Below are 17,535 nucleotides of genomic sequence, written 5' to 3'. Positions count from 1 at the left end.
CAGTAGTACTGGACGTCCTCGACATCGAGACAGGGAGGCAGATTGCCGGGCGGTGGGAAGTCCGGCGGGTAGAAGGGGGGCAGATAGCCGCCCGGGATTTCTTCATAATAGCCGGCGCGACCTTCACAGGGATGCCAGACCGCGACGTCGCCGACATGGCCTTCCACTTCGGGATCTTCGAAATAGCCGTCGAAATCGACGAACCAGGAGCCGAAGGGCGGCACGTTGGCCGGTTTGACCAGCTCCCTGGGCGTGATCTGCACGCCGTGCACGGCCAGCGGCCCGCCGGCGGAAAGCTGCTCGGCGAGCGCCGGATTGTCGCGCAGCTTGTCGCCGGTGTTGACCAGCGTCTGCGTGCAGACCGAGGTGTCGAGATTGCCGTCGGCATCATAGCCATATTGCAGATCGAGACCGCCGGCCGACTGCCGGTTGCCTTGCGGGAAGCCGACCGCATATTCCTGCGGCACTTCGACCCAGACCGAGTCCGTCGCCGGATCGTCCGGATTCTCGCGCCAGTAGCGGATGACCTCGCCCTTGCCGGGATCGGCGAACTGACTGTAATCATAGCGGTTTTCGACCGGGCCGCGCTGCGCCAGATACATGAAGCCGCTGTTGTCGAAGGCGATGTCGGTGACGGCGTAGTCCTTGTCGGCCTTGACCGTCAGTTCCCAGCGCGGATCGCCGGCGAAGGTGCCGTCGCGGGCAATGCCGACCGACCAGATTTCCGACTTTTCGCCAACCGAATAATAGAGCCGGCCGCCATGATAGGAGACGCCCCAGACGCGGCGTTCGTCCTGCGTGTAGCCCCAGCTGTCGGGGTCTTCGCTGTCGAAGGCCGCGCCCTGTATGTCCATCACCGAACCATCGTCGGCGACCGGGGCCAGCCCGTGCGCCGGCCGCCCGGCAACGCCATGGTCGAAGCTGTCGATCAGCCTGCCTTCGGCGTCGATGCGATGAATCAGGCCGGTGTCGAGGTCGGAGGCGAAGAACTGGCGGTGGATGGGATCGAAGGTGAGGTTGCCGATGCCGGGACCGCTGTTGGTGTCGATGTCGGCAAATTTGGAGACCTGGCCGGTGATGCCGTCGATCTTCCAGATGGTACCCGGCCCGCCGCCGTTTTCAGTGCCGAACTGGCCATCCATGAAGGTGGCGCCGGCCGCGCCGCGGCGCTGCCGCTCCGGCCTTCCATCGCTATCGGCATCCGGGGTAACGATGCGGATGCCGTGCAGCGAGGTGGCGCCGGCGTAGAGGTTGGGAACGCCCGACGGAACACCGTCGCGCACGCCGTCATCATAGGTGAGGCCGAACACCTGGCCGATCTGTTCGGACGTCACCTCGAAGGGCGGCGGCGTGGAGACGAGCTGGCCGGCGGCCGGCCCGCCGAGATGCGAGACGTCGAACACGCGCAAGGTGGCGCGCGTGGTGTCGATGAAGGTTTCGTCGACCGGATCGACACCGGGCGGCAGGCCCTCGTCGAAATTGGGAATGATGGTGCCGGAAAAACCGGTTACCGCCATCGAGCCGGGATATATGATCTGGGTGTCCTGCGCCCGTGCTGCGTCACCCAGCCAAAGGCCGGCAGTGAGTGCCAGCGCCAGCAATCCGCCCGGATGCATGGCGTGGCGCAGGCCGCTGTTGAGAGAAGACACGAACGTGCCGCGGACGCGAGACATGAAGCTACCCCCGTTAGCCACGGGAGAAACATCCGGCGTTACCGCGCAAACCAGGGCAAGGCGCGGTGGTCCGGCACGTTCTTCCCTGATCGAATTGTCTGCTTTCCTCATCTTGACGATACGCCTGCTCTTACGCAGGGTCAACGGAATCAACCGGAAGCCCAGCGCGTCGACCTCGTCCCGAAGGCGGTGGTCGCGCCGAGTTTCTGTTGTTCCCGGAGACCTCAGAGCCTCTGGGTTAATGGTCATGGGGGCTTCCTTTCCGGGCCGCACAATGCGGCACCTGGACATCAGTCGCGGGCTGAGGTGGAAAGGTTCATGGAAGCCTTGCGCAGAATGCTTGCGCGCGATGCTGCCTGTTCTTATATACGCGCCAAGCCGTTCGGCGCCGGAATGCCGGTTGCCGGAACGGAATTTCTTGTGAACAGGGGCTTTCGTCGGAACGCCTGTACGGGTCCTGAGAGCCTGCTTAGCGGAGAGACTAGAAAAATGGCAAAAGTAATCGGTATCGATCTCGGCACCACCAACTCCTGTATCGCCATCATGGATGGCAAAGAGCCGAAGGTGATCGAGAATGCGGAAGGCGCGCGCACGACGCCTTCCATCGTCGCCTTTAGCGGCGACGGCGAACGTCTCGTCGGCCAGCCGGCCAAGCGCCAGGCGGTCACCAATCCTGAAAACACCATCTTCGCGGTCAAGCGCCTGATCGGCCGCCGCTATGACGATCCGGTGACGGAGAAGGACAAGAAGCTTGTCCCCTACAAGATCGTCAAGGGCGACAATGGCGATGCCTGGGTCGAGGCCGGCGACAAGAAGCAGTCGCCCAGCCAGATCTCGGCCATGATCCTGCAGAAGATGAAGGAAACGGCGGAAGCCTATCTCGGCGAGAAGGTCGAGAAGGCGGTCATCACCGTTCCGGCCTATTTCAACGACGCCCAGCGCCAGGCAACCAAGGACGCCGGCAAGATCGCCGGGCTGGAAGTGCTGCGCATCATCAACGAGCCGACCGCGGCAGCGCTCGCCTACGGCCTCGACAAGAAGGATGGCAAGACCATTGCCGTCTATGACCTTGGCGGCGGCACGTTCGACATTTCGGTGCTCGAGATCGGCGACGGCGTGTTCGAGGTGAAGTCGACCAATGGCGACACCTTCCTCGGCGGCGAGGACTTCGACATGCGCCTGGTCGAGTATCTGGCGGCCGAGTTCAAGAAGGAACAGGGCATCGACCTGAAGAACGACAAGCTGGCCCTGCAGCGCCTCAAGGAGGCGGCTGAAAAGGCCAAGATCGAGCTGTCGTCGACGACGCAGACCGAGATCAACCTGCCTTTCATCACCGCCGATGCGACCGGGCCGAAGCACCTGACGCTGAAGCTGACGCGCGCCAAGTTCGAGCAGCTGGTCGACGACCTCGTCCAGCGTACCATCGACCCTTGCAAGGCGGCGCTCAAGGATGCCGGCCTGAAGGCTGGCGAAATCGACGAAGTCGTCCTGGTCGGCGGCATGACCCGCATGCCCAAGATCCAGGAGATCGTGAAGCAGTTCTTCGGCAAGGAGCCGCACAAGGGCGTCAACCCGGATGAGGTCGTCGCACTCGGCGCCGCCATCCAGGCCGGCGTGCTGCAGGGCGACGTCAAGGACGTGCTGCTGCTCGACGTGACGCCGCTGTCGCTCGGCATCGAGACGCTGGGTGGCGTGTTCACGCGGCTGATCGAGCGCAACACGACTATCCCGACCAAGAAGAGCCAGGTGTTCTCGACGGCCGAGGACAGCCAGTCCGCCGTGACCATCCGCGTCTTCCAAGGCGAGCGTGAAATGGCCGCCGACAACAAGGCGCTTGGCCAGTTCGACCTGGTCGGCATCCCGCCGGCGCCGCGCGGCGTGCCGCAGATCGAGGTCACCTTCGACATCGACGCCAACGGCATCGTCAACGTTTCGGCGAAGGACAAGGGCACCGGCAAGGAGCACCAGATCCGCATCCAGGCATCGGGTGGCCTTTCGGACGCCGACATCGAGAAGATGGTCAAGGACGCCGAGGCCAATGCCGAGAGCGACAAGAAGCGGCGTGCCGTGGTCGAGGCCCGCAACCAGGCCGAGGCGCTGGTGCATTCGTCCGAGAAGTCGCTGAAGGAATATGGCGACAAGGTCTCGGAAGCCGAACGCACGGCGATCGCAGATGCGATCACGGCGCTGAAGGCCGCGGCCGAAGGCGATGACGCGGCCGACATCGAGGCCAAGTCGCAGGCGCTTGCCGAGGCTTCTATGAAGCTTGGCCAGGCCATGTACGAGGCTTCGCAGAAGGAAGCGGCGGAAGCCGACGCCAAGGCGGATGCCGCCAAGGACAGTGACGTGGTCGATGCCGATTTCGAGGAAATCGACGAGGACGACGACAAGAAGAAGTCGGCCTGAACCGTTTGACGGCAAGATAAAGCGAAAAGCCCGGCGCAGGCCGGGCTTTTTTGCAACCCTGGCGGAAAAAATCGCTGAAAAAGACGGACAGAACCGCGCCGGCCCTAGCATCCGGGCAGCACCGCTCCTAAATCGAGACAACGTGCCGGCAAACGACGCAACATATGCATCAAGACGTTGAACATCCGGACTGCGGGAAAAAATGAAAGCTGATTTCTACGAAACGCTGGGTGTCCAAAAAGGCGCCGACGAGAAGGAGCTCAAGAGCGCTTTCCGCAAGCTCGCCATGCAGTTCCATCCCGACCGCAATCCCGGCGATCATTCCTGCGAGCACAAGTTCAAGGAAATCAACGAAGCCTACGAGACGCTGAAGGACCCGCAGAAGCGCGCGGCCTATGACCGTTTCGGCCACGCGGCCTTCGAGCAGGGTGGGATGAATGGCGGCGCGCAAGGCTTTGGTGCCGGCGGCTTCGCCGACATTTTCGAGGATATTTTCGGCGACATGATGGGCGGGCGCCAGCGCCGCTCGTCGGGCGGCCGCGAGCGCGGCGCCGACCTGCGCTACAATATGGAAATCTCGCTGGAGGAAGCCTACGCGGGAAAGACCGCGCAGATTCGCGTGCCAGCATCGATCTCCTGCTCGGAATGCTCGGGCAGCGGCGCCAAGCCGGGCACCCAGCCTGTCACCTGCTCGATGTGCAACGGCCACGGCAAGGTGCGCGCCACGCAAGGCTTTTTCTCCATCGAGCGCACCTGCCCGCAATGCCAGGGCCGCGGCCAGACCATCAAGGATCCGTGCCCGAAATGCGCTGGTCAGGGCCGCGTCACCGAAGAGCGTTCGCTGTCGGTCAACATCCCTGCCGGCATCGAGGACGGCACCCGCATCCGCCTTGCCAACGAGGGCGAGGCCGGCCTGCGCGGTGGGCCGTCTGGCGACCTCTATATTTTCCTGGCGGTCAAGCCGCACGAATTCTTCCAGCGCGACGGCGCCGATCTCTACTGCAAGGTGCCGATCTCGATGACGACGGCCGCCCTTGGCGGCTCCTTCGAGGTGACGACGCTGGACGGCACGCAGACCAAGGTGAAGGTGCCGGAAGGCACCCAGAACGGCCGCCAGTTCCGCCTCAAGGGCAAGGGCATGCCGGTGCTGCGCCAGCCCAATGTCGGCGATCTCTACATCCAGACCGCGGTCGAGACGCCGCAGAACCTCACTCGCCGCCAGCGCGAGCTGCTGGAGGAGTTCGAACAGCTCTCCTCGCAGGACAATTCGCCCCAATCGAGTGGCTTTTTCACCCGCATGAAGGATTTCTTCGAATCCTTCGGCGAGCGCTGATGGGAATTCTAGGCAAGCCGCGTGATTTCGTGAAATGCGTCGCATCTTGAGACGCGACGAAACTTATCTTATCCACGACATGCGTCTGACCGTGCCTTGCCTTGCGCCGCTCAGATGTTAAGTAATTTGGGGGGAGTGCTGAGGAGAGCTTGCATGACACGTCCCGGACTGCGCAAGGCGCTTGCCGAAAAGTTCGACGACGAGCTCAAATTCTTCAAGGGCTGGATCGACAAGCCGAAGACGGTCGGCTCGATCGTGCCGACCAGTTCGATCACCGCCCGCAAGATGGCCTCGATCGTCAATCCGAAATCCGGCCTGCCGGTGCTCGAGGTCGGTCCCGGCACCGGCGTCATCACCCGCGCCATCCTGGCCCTCGGGGTGCGGCCCGAAAATCTCTACGCTGTCGAATATTCCACCGACTTCGTCCGCCACCTGCGGCAACTCTATCCCGGCGTCAACGTCATCGAGGGCGATGCCTTCAACCTCAACGCCACGCTTGGCGAAAAGAGCGGGATGATCTTCGATTCCGTGGTTTCCGGCGTGCCGCTGCTCAATTTTCCGGTCGCCCAGCGCATCGCCTATATCGAGAGCCTGCTCGACCGCATCCCGGCAGGACGGCCGATCGTGCAGCTGACCTACGGACCGATGTCGCCGATCCCGGCCGGCCGTGGCGACTACACGGTCAAGCATTTCGATTTCATCTTCCGCAACATCCCGCCGACGCAGCTGTGGATCTACCGGCGCGAGGCGCATTAGGGCGACCTGAATTTCGACTTTGATTTTTGGACCGGTGCGTTGATTTGAGCGGCCTCTGGCTGTACCTGTCCGGGAACAAGGTTGGCCAATGGCAGTGATCCCGAAAATCCTCGTCTTCGCCGGCTCGGTGCGCAGTGGCGCCTACAGCGGCAAGACCGCCGACGTGGCGCAAAAGGAGCTCGCCATGCAAGGCGCCGAGGTGACCCGCATCTCGCTCGCCGACTATCCCCTTCCAATCCTCGACGAGGATCTGGAAAAGGAAAAGGGCGTTCCCGTAAATGCCCTGAAACTTGGCCGTCTGGTCATCGCCCATGACGGGCTGCTGATCGCCACGCCCGAATATAACGGCTCGATCCCGCCGCTGCTCAAGAACACGATCGACTGGGTGAGCCGGGTGCGCAGGGATGGCAGCAGGACGGTCAGGCCGCTGGCCGGCAAGGTGGCTGGCCTCTGCTCGTCCTCCAACGGGCACTTTGCCGGGATCCGCTGCATCAACCATCTGCGCGCCGTGCTGGTGCGTTGCCAGATGGAGGTGGTGACGCCGGAATGCTCGGTGCCGGAAGGCGGCAGCGCCTTCGACGAGGGCGGCAATTTCCGCGACGAAAGACTGTACAAATCGATGGAGCACCTATGCCGCACGCTGATCGAAACCTCGCGCATGCTGTCGACCCGGATCGAGGCGTGATCGTCGACACCATGCGGACAAAATCCATCCAGGCTCAATCGATAAAGGCCAAATCCATGCAGGAAAGACTGATCGTTGGCCTCGACGTACCGACCGTGCAGGAGGCCGAGAAGGCAGTGCGCGAACTCGATGGCGTCGTCTCCTTCTACAAGATCGGCTATCAACTGGCCTTTGCCGGCGGGCTCGACTTTGCCAGGGAACTGGCCAGCGGCGGAACAAAGATCTTCCTCGACATGAAGCTGCTCGACATCGACCACACGGTGGCCAAGGGCGTCGAGAACATCGTCAAGATGGGCGTGACCATGCTGACCATCCACGCCTATCCAAAGGCGATGACGGCGGCGGTGGAGGCGGCCAGGGGTAGCGGCCTTTGCCTGCTGGCGGTCAGCGTGCTGACCTCGATGGACGAGCAGGACATGATCGACGTCGGCTATGAATACGACCCGCACACGCTGGTGCTGCGGCGTTCGGAACAGGCGCTGCATGCCGGCATGGGCGGTATCGTCTGCTCGGCCGCGGAAGCGGAAGCGGTGCGCCGCATCGTCGGGCCCGACATGGCGGTGGTGACGCCCGGCATCCGGCCGGCGGGTAGCGACCATGGCGACCAGAAGCGCGTGGTGACGCCGGCACAGGCGATCCGCAACGGCGCCAGCCATCTCGTCGTTGGCCGGCCGATTGTTGCGTCGGCCAACAGACGAGAAGCGGCCGAAGCGATCATCGCCGAAATGCGCTCAGCGTAAGCAACAGGGAGAAGAAGAATGCCCAAGGGATACTGGATCGCCCGCGTCGATGTGCGCGATGCCGAAGGCTACAAGGAGTATGTCGCCGCCTCGAAACTGGCCTTCGACCGCTTCGGCGCGAAATTTCTGGCGCGCGGCGGTGCGCATGAGCTGGCCGAGGGTGTCGGACGCGCACGCAACGTCATCATCGAGTTCGAATCGCTCGCCATGGCGCACGATTGCTACCACTCGCCGGAATACCAGCGCGCGGTCGCCATCCGCCAGAAGGTCGCCGACGGCGAGATTGTGCTCGTCGAAGGTATCTGAAGCGATCGATCAGAGTCTGGCGGCGCGTCAGCGAAGTCCTGACGGTCCCCTTCCCTTAGCTCCGTCCCGCTAAGCCGAGCACTCCGATCAGCTGGTGCTTGAAGGCCAGGGCAGTTTCACTATGCCCTGGCTGACAACCGGGCGGAGCCGTTCGACAACGACCGCCACATGGCCGGCGCACGGCCCATCCAACAATTGACCGCCGAGCCAGAGTCGCTTTCGCCCGAGGTGAAGCGACCGGGCTGGTTGCTAGTTGACATGCAGGTATTTACCTGCATATTACACCTCGAAAGCAACGAGTGAGGCGGATGGACGCTGACAAGGTTTTCAAGGCGCTGGGCGACCCGACACGCAGAAGGCTGCTTGACCTTCTTTGCGAGAGGAACGGGCAGACGCTCAGTCAGCTTTGCGAAAACCTGGACATGGCAAGGCAATCCGCCACCCAGCACATCGACCTGCTGGAAGCGGCGAACCTGGTGAGCACGGTCAAGCGCGGCCGGGAAAAACTGCATTTTATCAACCCCGTGCCGCTGCACGAAGTCTACGAGCGGTGGGTGCGGAAATTCGAACGGCAGCGGCTCAGCCTGCTGCACGATCTGAAGCAAGAACTCGAAGGAGAGGACCAATGACCCGAGAGACAACCAGCTTTGTCTACGTTACCTACATCAAATCGACGCCGCAAAAAGTTTTCGAGGCCATAACCAGGCCTGACATTGCGAAACGCTACTGGGGCCACGAGAACGTCTCCGACTGGAAGCCGGGATCGAGATGGGAGCATATCCGCGCCAATGACGAGCGGACTGTCGAACTCGTCGGCAAGGTCGTCGAGATCTCGCCGCCGACCCGGCTCGTCATCACCTGGGCGAACGCTTCGCAGGCCAACGATCCCACGCAATACAGCCGGGTGACGTTCGGCATCGAGGAATACGACACCATGGTGCGGCTGACCGTCACCCATGACGAACTCGAAGCCAGCAGCGGCATGGCGAAAGGCGTCAGCCAGGGGTGGCCGGCGGTGCTGTCCAGCATGAAATCCTTCCTCGAAACCGGCAGCGGCATCGACCTTTTCGCCAAGCCGAAATCGGCCTGATGCCCTGCGATATCATGCAGAACCAGGCCAGTGGAGAACGACAATGACCAAGCGCTATATCGGCGGCTGCGCATGCGGCGCGATCCGCTATGAAACCAGCGGCGAGCCCATCTTCCAGAACCACTGCCAGTGTCTCGACTGCCAGAAGCGTGCAGGCACCGGCCACGGATCCTATCTGACCTTCGGCCGGCGCGCCGACATGAAAATTGCAGGCGAGGCGACCACCTGGCGTGTGAGAGGCGACAGCGGCAACGAAAAGGTCCACGCCTTCTGCCCGACCTGTGGAACGCCGGTCTACCTGACATTCGTCGCCATGCCGGACCTGATTGCGGTCAACGCGACCAGCCTTGACGACCCCGGCCAATTCGACCCGCAGGTGGTCACATACGCCATCCGCGGCCATGCATGGGACACGATCGATCCCGCGTTGCAGAAATTCGAGCGAATGCCGGGATAGCGGGTTCGCCTCGGGCTGTCATGTCATGTCGGGTGCTCGTCGCGGGCGCTTGCGCCTGTTGGCGGCGCCCCGAGCATTTCCGGATGCGCCGCCGCGCGTTCAAAAATGATGGTTTTGGCCGAGTAGCCGGCTGGCAGCGGTTTCGGCCATGGCGTCGGCAAGCTCGAGATCCCATTGCTGGCGGCAGTAGGCGCGGAAATCGAAGCAAGGCAGGCCGGGGCAGACCTCGAACTCAATAAGATGGACCGTGTCGTCGGCCTCGACGCGGAGGTCAATGGAAAACACGTCGCGCAAACCGAGCCCGCTCATCAGCCGCTCGGCGATCGCGCGAACCCTGGCGTCGGCGATCGGCTGGCTGTCGGCGACCGCAACGAGTTCCGGTTCGGCATAATGTCCGGCCGCCCTCGCCGCCTCACCAGTGTCGCCGTAAAGGGCCAGGCTGTCCGTCATGGTCTGGAAATCTGCGCCTGAATCGACAAAGGCCACGCCAAGCGCTTCGACCCCGGCGCCCGGGACCAGACCGAGGAAACTGGCGCGCACGTTGCGGCCGGCAACGTAGGGCTGGACGACGACATCGTCGCGATAGGCCGCAAACACACGCCGGCTAAGCTCCAGTGCGTGGTCGAGATCGCTGATGCGCGAATCCGCCCATATGCCGATCTTGGCGCCAAGCCGGTTGGGCTTGACGAACCAGCCGGCGGCCGACGCAGGCGGCTCCACCAGCCATTTGCCGTCACGCGCAAGACCGGCCTGCGGCACCGGCAGACCGAGCGCGCCGAGCACCGCGCCGGAACGGAACTTGTCCTGGCAGAGCGCGAACAGCGCATCGTCGGCGCCGATCGTCTTGAACCCGCCGAGCCTGGCCAAGGCGGGTGCGGCGCCGCCTCGGAAATAGGCGATGCCGTCGGTCAGCGTCCAGACCAGTGTCGTGCCGGGATGCTCGCCGGTGAGCACGCCTGCGGCATCGTCGAGCGCCGCCGGCGTGAACGACAGGCCGCGCGCCTGGCAAGCAGCGGCAAGCGCATCGAATTCATGGGCGAGATCGGTCGACTGCGCCAGATAGGAGGCGATTTCGGCAGCACGCTCCGGTGCGTGGCCGTCGGCGACGAGACGGTCGAAGCAGGCTTTTTCCGGCTCAAGGACGAGGATCAGTCTTGGCGTTTGGCTCGTCATGGATTTGCATGGTTTTCCAGCGATGGCGTTGCCTACCATCGCATGGGAAGCGCAATCGGCTGCCGCGAAACCGACCGGGTCGGGCGGTTACGTGACAACGCAACCGCCGACCGTGTTCAATCAGGCGATCAGCACGCGCGGCTCGAAACGGCCGTTGACAGGGATGTCGAGCAGGAAGGTCATGCCCGCCTGCGGATCGAGCTTGCGCTGCTTCTCGTCCTTGCCCTTCCAGGCGGATGTCACCGCCAACCGGTCGGCGTTCTTGCCGACAAAGGCCGGACAGGATGGCTGTGTCACCGGCATGGCGACGGACCGCAGCAGCGTGCCGTCAGGAGCATAAGCCTTGACCACTTTGCCGCCCCAGACGGCGTTCCACAGCACGCCGTCACGATCGACCACCGAGCCGTCGACATAACCCTTGGACGAGCGGTGATCGACGAAAACTTTCGGCTCGCCGGTGGGCAGGCCGGTCGCCGGGTCGCAGTCGACGCGCATCAGCAGTCCGGTCGAGGTGTCGGTGTAGTAGGCGAGCGCGCCGTCTTGCGAAAAGCAAATCGAGTTGGAGACCGTGATGTCCGAAAACAGCCGGCGAAGCTCGCCCTTGAAAAACCAGTACATGGAGCCGGCTCCCTTTTCCTCCGCCTTGCCCATCGTGCCGGTCCACAGGGCACCACAGGGATGGACGCGGGAATCGTTGGAGCGGGTGGCGGGATTGTCGGCCTCGATCGGTGTGTGCAGCGTCATGGTGCCGGTCGCGACATCGCGGACATGAAGCCCGGTCTCGGTGGCGATCAGCTGGCGCTGGTCGTCGATGATGGCGATGGCGCTTGCCATCTGGCCAAGCTCGTGGATTTTCAGCGCGCCGCCGGCCACCGGCTTTTCCAGAAGCTGGCCATTGACGATGTCGAACCAGAACAGCGCATCGGTGACTGGATCGTAGCTTGGCCCTTCGCCGAGCTGGCAGATGTGGTCGGAAAAAACCGAAACGATCGCTTCGCTCATCATGCTTCTCCGAACACCGCATCCCAGGCCTCGACGGCGGCATGCGCGCGCGCAGCCACCTCGTCGACGCTCATGCCAGGCTTGAACAGGCTGGAGCCGAGACCAAACACCGTCACCCCAACCGCCTTGTAGCCGGCAAAGTCCTTCTCCGAAACGCCGCCAACGGCGCCGACCAATGTCTGCGCCGGCAGCACCGCACGGATCGCTGAAATGCCGCTGGCGCCGAGCACGCTCGCCGGAAAGAATTTCAACGCCGAAGCGCCGAGCCGGATCGCCTGGAAGGCTTCGGAGGGCGTGAACACGCCGGGCATGGTGACCATGCCGTAGTGCATCGCACGCGCCATCACTTCGGCATCGATGTTGGGGCTGACCAGTAGCCGCCCGCCAGCCTTGTGCAAGCCATCGACATCGGTCGGCGTCAGCACCGTGCCGGCGCCGACCAGTGCCGTTTTCGGCAGCACTTCGACGATCCGGGCTATCGACGAAAACGGCTCCGGGGAGTTCAGCGGCACTTCGATCGCCTCGATGCCGGCGTCGAACAGCGCCTGGCCGATGGCGATCGCTTCGACCGGCTTGAGGCCGCGCAGGATGGCGACCAGGCCGCGCTTGAGCTTCGGGAAGGGTGCGGTCTGGTTCATCGGGCTGCTCCGGTTCTGGCGATCATGCCGTTCTCGCGTGCCGCTTCGATGAGCCCGGCACGCACAGCCTCGTCGGCATCGACGGTGCGGACCTCAAGTCCGGCAAGGCCGAGTGCGGCCTGGTAAAGCGCTGAAAGCGCACCGGACGCCACCAGCACGACAGGTTCGGCGCCAGCGCCATGGCGGCGGCTGGCCGAGGCGATCTCGCCACCGATCAGCAGGCCGGACAGGCAAGCGGCGGCATCGTCGGCTCTTAGATCCTGCAGCAGGCCCGCGGCACGGATGGAAAACAGCCTCGAGGTGACATCGCCGGCCTCGGCCAGTGCGGTTTCGCACCAACTGCGGAAGAATGGATTGCTAGGGGTGACCGGCTTGGGATGTTCGCCGAGCGAATGGCGCAGGATCGAGTGCGCGGCAAGCACCGAAAACAGCTCGCCGGTCGGCCAAGTCCCGAAACCGGCAACCGCGCCGTCCTCGACCAGCACCCATTTCGAATGGGTGCCGGGCATGCAGACCAGGTGGCGCCCCTTGGCCGGCAGGCCGGCGCCAGCAAGCTGCGTTTCCTCGCCGCGCATCACGTCGGGCGCATCGATCTGGCGCTGGGCGAGGCCCGGCACGATGCGGACATCGCGGTGCTGGCCCGGTACCCTCGCCGCACCCGCCAGGATGGCGCTGAGCGGCGCCGGAACGGTGACATAGGGCGCCTCGAGCCAGCCCTGGCGAGAGCCGGCCATGCCGCAGATGATGACGGGCAGCGCGTCCGGCGCAGCCATGGCTGCGAGGTGCCCTTCGAGAATGGTCGAAAAACCCTTTTGCTGGGCGGTGATCAGACCATCATCGCCACGGCGTTCGGCAAGGACCTTGCCGCCCTTGTCGATCAGCCAGACCCGCATGCGGGTCGTGCCCCAGTCGACGACGGCTACCGCCGGCGCGTTGCCGGCAAACCCTGGGCTCACAGGAAACCTCCATCGACGATCAGCATCTGCGCGGTCAGCATGCGCGAGGCATCCGAGGCGAGGAACAGCACCGTGCCGACGATGTCGTCGGGCTGCATCACCTGCTTGATGCACTGCTTGGCGACATGGGCGGCAAGCGCCTGTTCGGTCACCCAGAGCTCCTTTTGCCGCTCGGTGATCACCCAGCCGGGCGCAATGGCGTTGACGCGGATGCCGTCCACGCCGAGCTTGCCGGCCAGCCCCTTGGTCAGACCGAGGATGCCGGCCTTGGCGGCGGTGTAGGCCGGCATGTCGGGGTGATTGATCAGGTAGGACGTCGAAGTGAAGTTGATGATCGAGCCGCCGCCGGCCCGCTTCATGCCCGGTGCCACCGCTTGCGCGGTGAAGAAATGCGGTCTGAGATTGATCGCCTGGTTGTTGTCCCAGAATTCCACCGTCACGTCTTCGACGGCGTGGCGCTCGTCAAGCGCCGCATTGTTGACCAGCACGGTGACTTCGCCGTGCGCGTCGGCCGCCCTGGCTGCCGAGGTCCGCAAGGCCTCGACGTCGCGCAGGTCGGTCTTGAGATACAGCGGCCGGCGACCAAATGCTTTCTCGATGCGGTCGGCAAGGGCAGTGCTGGGGCCGTCGGCGATGTCGATGAAGGCGACATTGGCGCCCTGGCGCACAAAACCCTCGGTCAGTGCCGCGCCAATTCCGGAGCCGCCGCCGGTGATCAGCACCGAGGCTCCCTCGAGGTCGGCAAAATGCGCCGATGGCATCATATTTTTTCTCCCTGCGCATGACCCCGACAGCGTCCTTTGCGCGTCCTGAAGGACGCGCGGCGCTGTGGTCAGGCCGGCGCGCATCCTAGCCAGACATGTCGTGCGGGCAAGGGCGAAACGACGGATTGCGGGCTTATGTCAGACAAAACGACAATGCGCCGCAGCGGACGCACAGCTGCCCCATCGGGATTGCGGGACCGCTTCGAGCTAGCCGGTCAGATTGCGTTGGCGCGCAAGGCGCCGCGGAAGGAATCGCGGAGGTAGCCAAGCGTGGCATCGGCATCGACCGGCTTGCCGAACAGATAGCCTTGCCCGCCGGCACAGCCGAACTGGACCAGGCGGTCGGCCTGCGCCTCCTGCTCGATGCCTTCGGCGACCACGTCCATGCCGAGCCCCTCGCACATGGCGAGAATGGCGCGGATGATGTGTTCGGACGGGCGGTCGTCGAGAATGGAGGAGACGAAGGCGCGGTCGATCTTGAGTTTGTCGAAATGGAATTCGCGCAAGCGGCCGAGCGAGGACTGGCCGGTGCCGAAATCGTCGAGCGAAACGCGGATGCCGACGCGGCGGAGATCCTCGACGATCTTCTCGGCCGAGGCAGGATCGTTCATCAGGCCGGTCTCGGTGATCTCGATCTCCAGCCGGCGCGGATCGAAGCCGGTGCGCTCAAGTATCGCCAGAATGTGCAGGCCGGTGTTCTGGTCGACGAGCTGCGAGGGCGACAGGTTGAAGGACAGGAACAGCTCCTTCGGCCAGCTCCTGGCCGCTTCGGTCGCTTTGCGCAGCACCAGCTGCGACAGCGGGCCGATGATGCCGCGCTCCTCGGCGATGGGAATGAAGACCGTTGGCGGCACCGAGCCGAGATCGCGATCGGTCCAGCGCGCCAACGTCTCGAAACCGATGGTGCGGCGCGTGTTGAGGTCGACGATAGGCTGGAAATGCGGCTCCACCTCGCCGGCCGAGACAGCACGGCGCAGCGCCTGTTCGATGCGGGTGACGCGCTTGGCCGCCTCTTCCATCTCGCGGGTGTAGACGACGACGCGGCCACGGCCGGAACGCTTGGCGTGATAGAGCGCCGTCTCTGCCTTGTTGATGAGGATCTCGGTGGTCTCGTCGCCCGAATAGAACAGCGAGCAGCCGACCGAGGCGGAAAGCCTGGCGGTGCGTTCGCCGACATCATAGGGCGCCGAAAGTATTTCGATCAGCATGCGGGATTTCTCGGCCGCCGCCTCCTCGCTGAACACCATCGGGTAGAGATAGGCGAATTCGTCGGCGCCGATGCGGCAGACGGTGGAATGGCCGTCCATCGAGGCGCGCAGCCGCATCGCGACCTGGATCAGGATATCGTCACCGGCCTTGTGCCCGAACAGGTCGTTGATCGGCTTGAAGCCGTCGAGGTCGAGAATGCCGACGGTAAACGGCGCCGGGTCGTCGGCACGGTCGCTGATCAGGCGATCGACCTTGTCGAAGAAGCGGCGATGGTTGCCAAGCCCGGTCAACGGATCGGTGAACGCCAGATCCGTGCTCTCCCTGTTTGCCTGACCGGTGCCAAACGAAGTTTGCATCGGTGTCCCTGTTTTGTGACTTCGGAATTTAGCCTCAGACTGGCAGCAAACCCTTTAGGAAACGTATCCCCAAATCGATTATTCGCGGGTAAAGCGCGTCGCGTTCGGAGGGATCGACGCGCGGTGCGTCCAGCCCTTGTTTCAGGCCAATCTTCAGCCCTTGGGCCGGACACGGTAGAGTTCGAGCGAGGCGCCCTTGGTGTCCGCGAGCGGCTCCAGCCAATCCGGCACGTTGCCGCGCATCAGCCCGGCAAGAAAACCGTCCGGCGCGGTGGAGGCCAGAAGCTGGCTTTCCGAGTTGCCGCGGCACAGTGCGACAAGGCCGACGTGATGCTCCCCGACGATCGACCTGGCTTGCGCATCGGAACCGAGAAAAGCGTCGAGCGCAAGCAAGTCTCCCGCGACGTTGCGGTGGTAGGGCCCGGCGAACACGCGATGCCCGGAGTACACCAGGATCGGCGATCCGATATTGGAGACGGCAAGCACGGTGGTATCGGGCAGCCTGCCGAGTGTGGCGAAGGTGGCCTTGGCCTGGCAGGACGGGTCGACGCTCGAGCCGACACTGGCGTCGCTGGTGATTTTTGCACCGGTGGCGAACGCCGCCGACGCCGCCTGGGCGGCGCCCGACCAGAGCGAGTTCACCGAGATGAGCCAAGCCGCGGCCATCCGCAGCACCGAGCCGCGCGACGGGCTGGTTTCGGCCCGTTGCCGCCACTTGGCAATCCAGGCCGACAGCGGGATCACCGCGAAGACAATGGAGAATGTCGAGCCGCGCACTTGCCAGACACTGACCAGGAACGCCACGACCAGCAGCATGCCAACAAGGCTGTCCTGGCGCCGCCAGCCGCCACGACGCAGGCGCAACGCCATCAGCACCAGCGCCACCAACGGCGTGGCATAGCGCGCCGCCAGCTCGGCGGGATCGTGGGCGGCGAGCTGGAACAGCGACTGCGCCTCGTCGACATGATCGAGCCACAACGTCTTCAGGCGCGGATCGAGCCCGGCATAGGGCGAGGCCAGACATTGCGGGAACAGCAAAAGGAGGACAGCGCCGAGCACGACGCCGAGCACGCCAAGCGAAAGCCGACGCTGCCCGCGCCCGGCCGCTTCGAGCGAGGCGATCGCCGCAAGGCCGGTTCCGGCAAGGGCCGCGACGACGAACTGCATCGTCGAGAAAGCATCGCATTGCGCCTGGCCCCAGGCCGACAGCGGGACGGTTGCGACGAAGACAAGCGCCGCGACGCCGGCAAAGCCAAGGCCGAAATCCCTGGCGATCAGTCTTTCGCCCGATGCGTCAAAGGCAAACAGCGTCGCCACGCAGACGCCTATGGCGGCGACATAGGGAGCGGTTTCCATGCCGACGGCCAGGGTCAGCGCGGCGCACAGGCCGGCAAGCAACGCCGCAGGACGGCGCATGGGCGCTTCGAGCAGGAAACTCAGGCTGGCGACGGTCAGCATCAGCTGGACATTGTGATGATCGAGCGCGGCCGGCTCGAAGATGCCGATGAAATACAGCGCCGCCGCGCCGACGATGACTGCGGGCAGCACCGCGCCATCGCCGGCAAAGCTGCGCGCGGCGCGAATGATGAAGACCATGGTCAGGCCGAAAAGCAGCGCCGGCCACGCCACCTGCGCAACGTTCTCGGCAAGCAAGGTGTTGCCGGTCAGGCTCGATACGGCGAGCACGATGGCGGCGATCGGCGCATCGACCAGCCGCGACCAATGCATGACGAAACCGCCTTCCAGGCCCATCCGGTATTGATGCAGGTCGAACCAGCCCTGGCCGGCCAAGAGGTCGCGCACTTCGACCAGCCGCAGGAGATCGTCATTGTCGCCGCCGGCATTGGTCAGCGCCGGGAAGCCGGCCCAGGCGTTGACGACAAGGAAGCCGAGCGTGGCAAGCAGCGCCAGCACGAGGTCCGCTCGCCAGGAGGCGCGTGCCCCGTCTTTGGAAAGCATCGCGGTATGAGCGGTGGTCATGGAGGGGGCTT

General features: G+C 64.2%; 17 protein-coding genes. 9 read left to right on the top strand and 8 right to left on the bottom strand.

The window, feature by feature from the left end; genetic code table 11:
• A partial coding sequence (locus AC1D0I_RS02515; protein ID WP_477392809.1) for a hypothetical protein occupies positions 1 to 1,673 on the bottom strand: 1,673 nt, incomplete at its 3' end.
• A 489-nt stretch (positions 1,674 to 2,162) separates the two neighbouring features.
• Between AC1D0I_RS02515 and dnaK the strand changes: the two genes are divergently transcribed.
• The 9 genes from dnaK to AC1D0I_RS02470 all read left to right on the top strand — a co-directional run bounded on the left by dnaK (position 2,163) and on the right by AC1D0I_RS02470 (position 9,446).
• Positions 2,163 to 4,079: a molecular chaperone DnaK gene (dnaK, locus tag AC1D0I_RS02510; protein WP_095083681.1), complete on the top strand. Its 1,917-nt coding sequence runs from the start codon at positions 2,163 to 2,165 to the stop codon at positions 4,077 to 4,079.
• A 202-nt stretch (positions 4,080 to 4,281) separates the two neighbouring features.
• Positions 4,282 to 5,412: a molecular chaperone DnaJ gene (gene dnaJ / locus AC1D0I_RS02505; protein WP_184872869.1), complete on the top strand. Its 1,131-nt coding sequence runs from the start codon at positions 4,282 to 4,284 to the stop codon at positions 5,410 to 5,412.
• Positions 5,413 to 5,565: 153 nt separating this feature from the next.
• Positions 5,566 to 6,168, top strand: coding sequence for a phospholipid N-methyltransferase PmtA (gene pmtA / locus AC1D0I_RS02500; protein WP_477392807.1), 603 nt, complete (start codon positions 5,566 to 5,568; stop codon positions 6,166 to 6,168).
• Between the two features lie 88 nt (positions 6,169 to 6,256).
• Positions 6,257 to 6,853 (top strand): NADPH-dependent FMN reductase, encoded by a 597-nt coding sequence (locus AC1D0I_RS02495; protein ID WP_457150880.1) that lies wholly within the window; start codon positions 6,257 to 6,259, stop codon positions 6,851 to 6,853.
• A 26-nt stretch (positions 6,854 to 6,879) separates the two neighbouring features.
• On the top strand, positions 6,880 to 7,593 hold the full coding sequence (gene pyrF, locus AC1D0I_RS02490) for an orotidine-5'-phosphate decarboxylase (protein WP_477392839.1): 714 nt from the start codon (positions 6,880 to 6,882) through the stop codon (positions 7,591 to 7,593).
• 18 nt (positions 7,594 to 7,611) lie between these two features.
• Complete coding sequence (locus AC1D0I_RS02485) at positions 7,612 to 7,899, top strand: DUF1330 domain-containing protein (protein ID WP_457150881.1); 288 nt, start codon at positions 7,612 to 7,614, stop codon at positions 7,897 to 7,899.
• A gap of 308 nt (positions 7,900 to 8,207) precedes the next feature.
• Complete coding sequence (locus AC1D0I_RS02480) at positions 8,208 to 8,528, top strand: ArsR/SmtB family transcription factor (RefSeq protein ID WP_477392805.1); 321 nt, start codon at positions 8,208 to 8,210, stop codon at positions 8,526 to 8,528.
• Positions 8,525 to 8,989, top strand: coding sequence for an SRPBCC family protein (locus AC1D0I_RS02475; RefSeq protein ID WP_477392803.1), 465 nt, complete (start codon positions 8,525 to 8,527; stop codon positions 8,987 to 8,989). The genes AC1D0I_RS02480 and AC1D0I_RS02475 overlap by 4 nt, the downstream gene beginning before the upstream one ends.
• Positions 8,990 to 9,032: 43 nt before the next feature.
• The gene (locus AC1D0I_RS02470) at positions 9,033 to 9,446 is read left to right on the top strand and encodes a GFA family protein (RefSeq protein ID WP_477392802.1); all 414 of its coding nucleotides are present in this window, start codon (positions 9,033 to 9,035) and stop codon (positions 9,444 to 9,446) included.
• A 99-nt stretch (positions 9,447 to 9,545) separates the two neighbouring features.
• Here AC1D0I_RS02470 and AC1D0I_RS02465 read toward each other — a convergent pair whose 3' ends face one another.
• The 7 genes from AC1D0I_RS02465 to AC1D0I_RS02435 all read right to left on the bottom strand — a co-directional run bounded on the left by AC1D0I_RS02465 (position 9,546) and on the right by AC1D0I_RS02435 (position 17,524).
• Positions 9,546 to 10,619, bottom strand: coding sequence for a D-alanine--D-alanine ligase family protein (locus tag AC1D0I_RS02465; protein WP_477392800.1), 1,074 nt, complete (start codon positions 10,617 to 10,619; stop codon positions 9,546 to 9,548).
• A 120-nt stretch (positions 10,620 to 10,739) separates the two neighbouring features.
• Positions 10,740 to 11,621: an SMP-30/gluconolactonase/LRE family protein gene (locus AC1D0I_RS02460; protein ID WP_477392798.1), complete on the bottom strand. Its 882-nt coding sequence runs from the start codon at positions 11,619 to 11,621 to the stop codon at positions 10,740 to 10,742.
• On the bottom strand, positions 11,621 to 12,259 hold the full coding sequence (locus AC1D0I_RS02455) for a 2-dehydro-3-deoxy-6-phosphogalactonate aldolase (RefSeq protein WP_477392796.1): 639 nt from the start codon (positions 12,257 to 12,259) through the stop codon (positions 11,621 to 11,623). Before AC1D0I_RS02455 ends, AC1D0I_RS02460 begins: the two co-directional genes overlap by 1 nt.
• Positions 12,256 to 13,215, bottom strand: coding sequence for a 2-dehydro-3-deoxygalactonokinase (locus AC1D0I_RS02450; protein ID WP_477392794.1), 960 nt, complete (start codon positions 13,213 to 13,215; stop codon positions 12,256 to 12,258). Before AC1D0I_RS02450 ends, AC1D0I_RS02455 begins: the two co-directional genes overlap by 4 nt.
• Positions 13,212 to 13,979, bottom strand: coding sequence for an SDR family NAD(P)-dependent oxidoreductase (locus tag AC1D0I_RS02445; RefSeq protein ID WP_457150887.1), 768 nt, complete (start codon positions 13,977 to 13,979; stop codon positions 13,212 to 13,214). Before AC1D0I_RS02445 ends, AC1D0I_RS02450 begins: the two co-directional genes overlap by 4 nt.
• A gap of 215 nt (positions 13,980 to 14,194) precedes the next feature.
• On the bottom strand, positions 14,195 to 15,544 hold the full coding sequence (locus AC1D0I_RS02440; protein ID WP_477392792.1) for a putative bifunctional diguanylate cyclase/phosphodiesterase: 1,350 nt from the start codon (positions 15,542 to 15,544) through the stop codon (positions 14,195 to 14,197).
• Between the two features lie 153 nt (positions 15,545 to 15,697).
• Positions 15,698 to 17,524 (bottom strand): GtrA family protein, encoded by a 1,827-nt coding sequence (locus AC1D0I_RS02435; protein WP_477392790.1) that lies wholly within the window; start codon positions 17,522 to 17,524, stop codon positions 15,698 to 15,700.
• Positions 17,525 to 17,535 lie beyond the last annotated feature (11 nt).

The sequence above is a fragment of the Mesorhizobium sp. P2_D1 genome (genome assembly GCF_056404455.1).
Note: the sequence above shows the minus strand (reverse complement) of the source record. Positions and strands in the feature narration are given on the sequence as shown.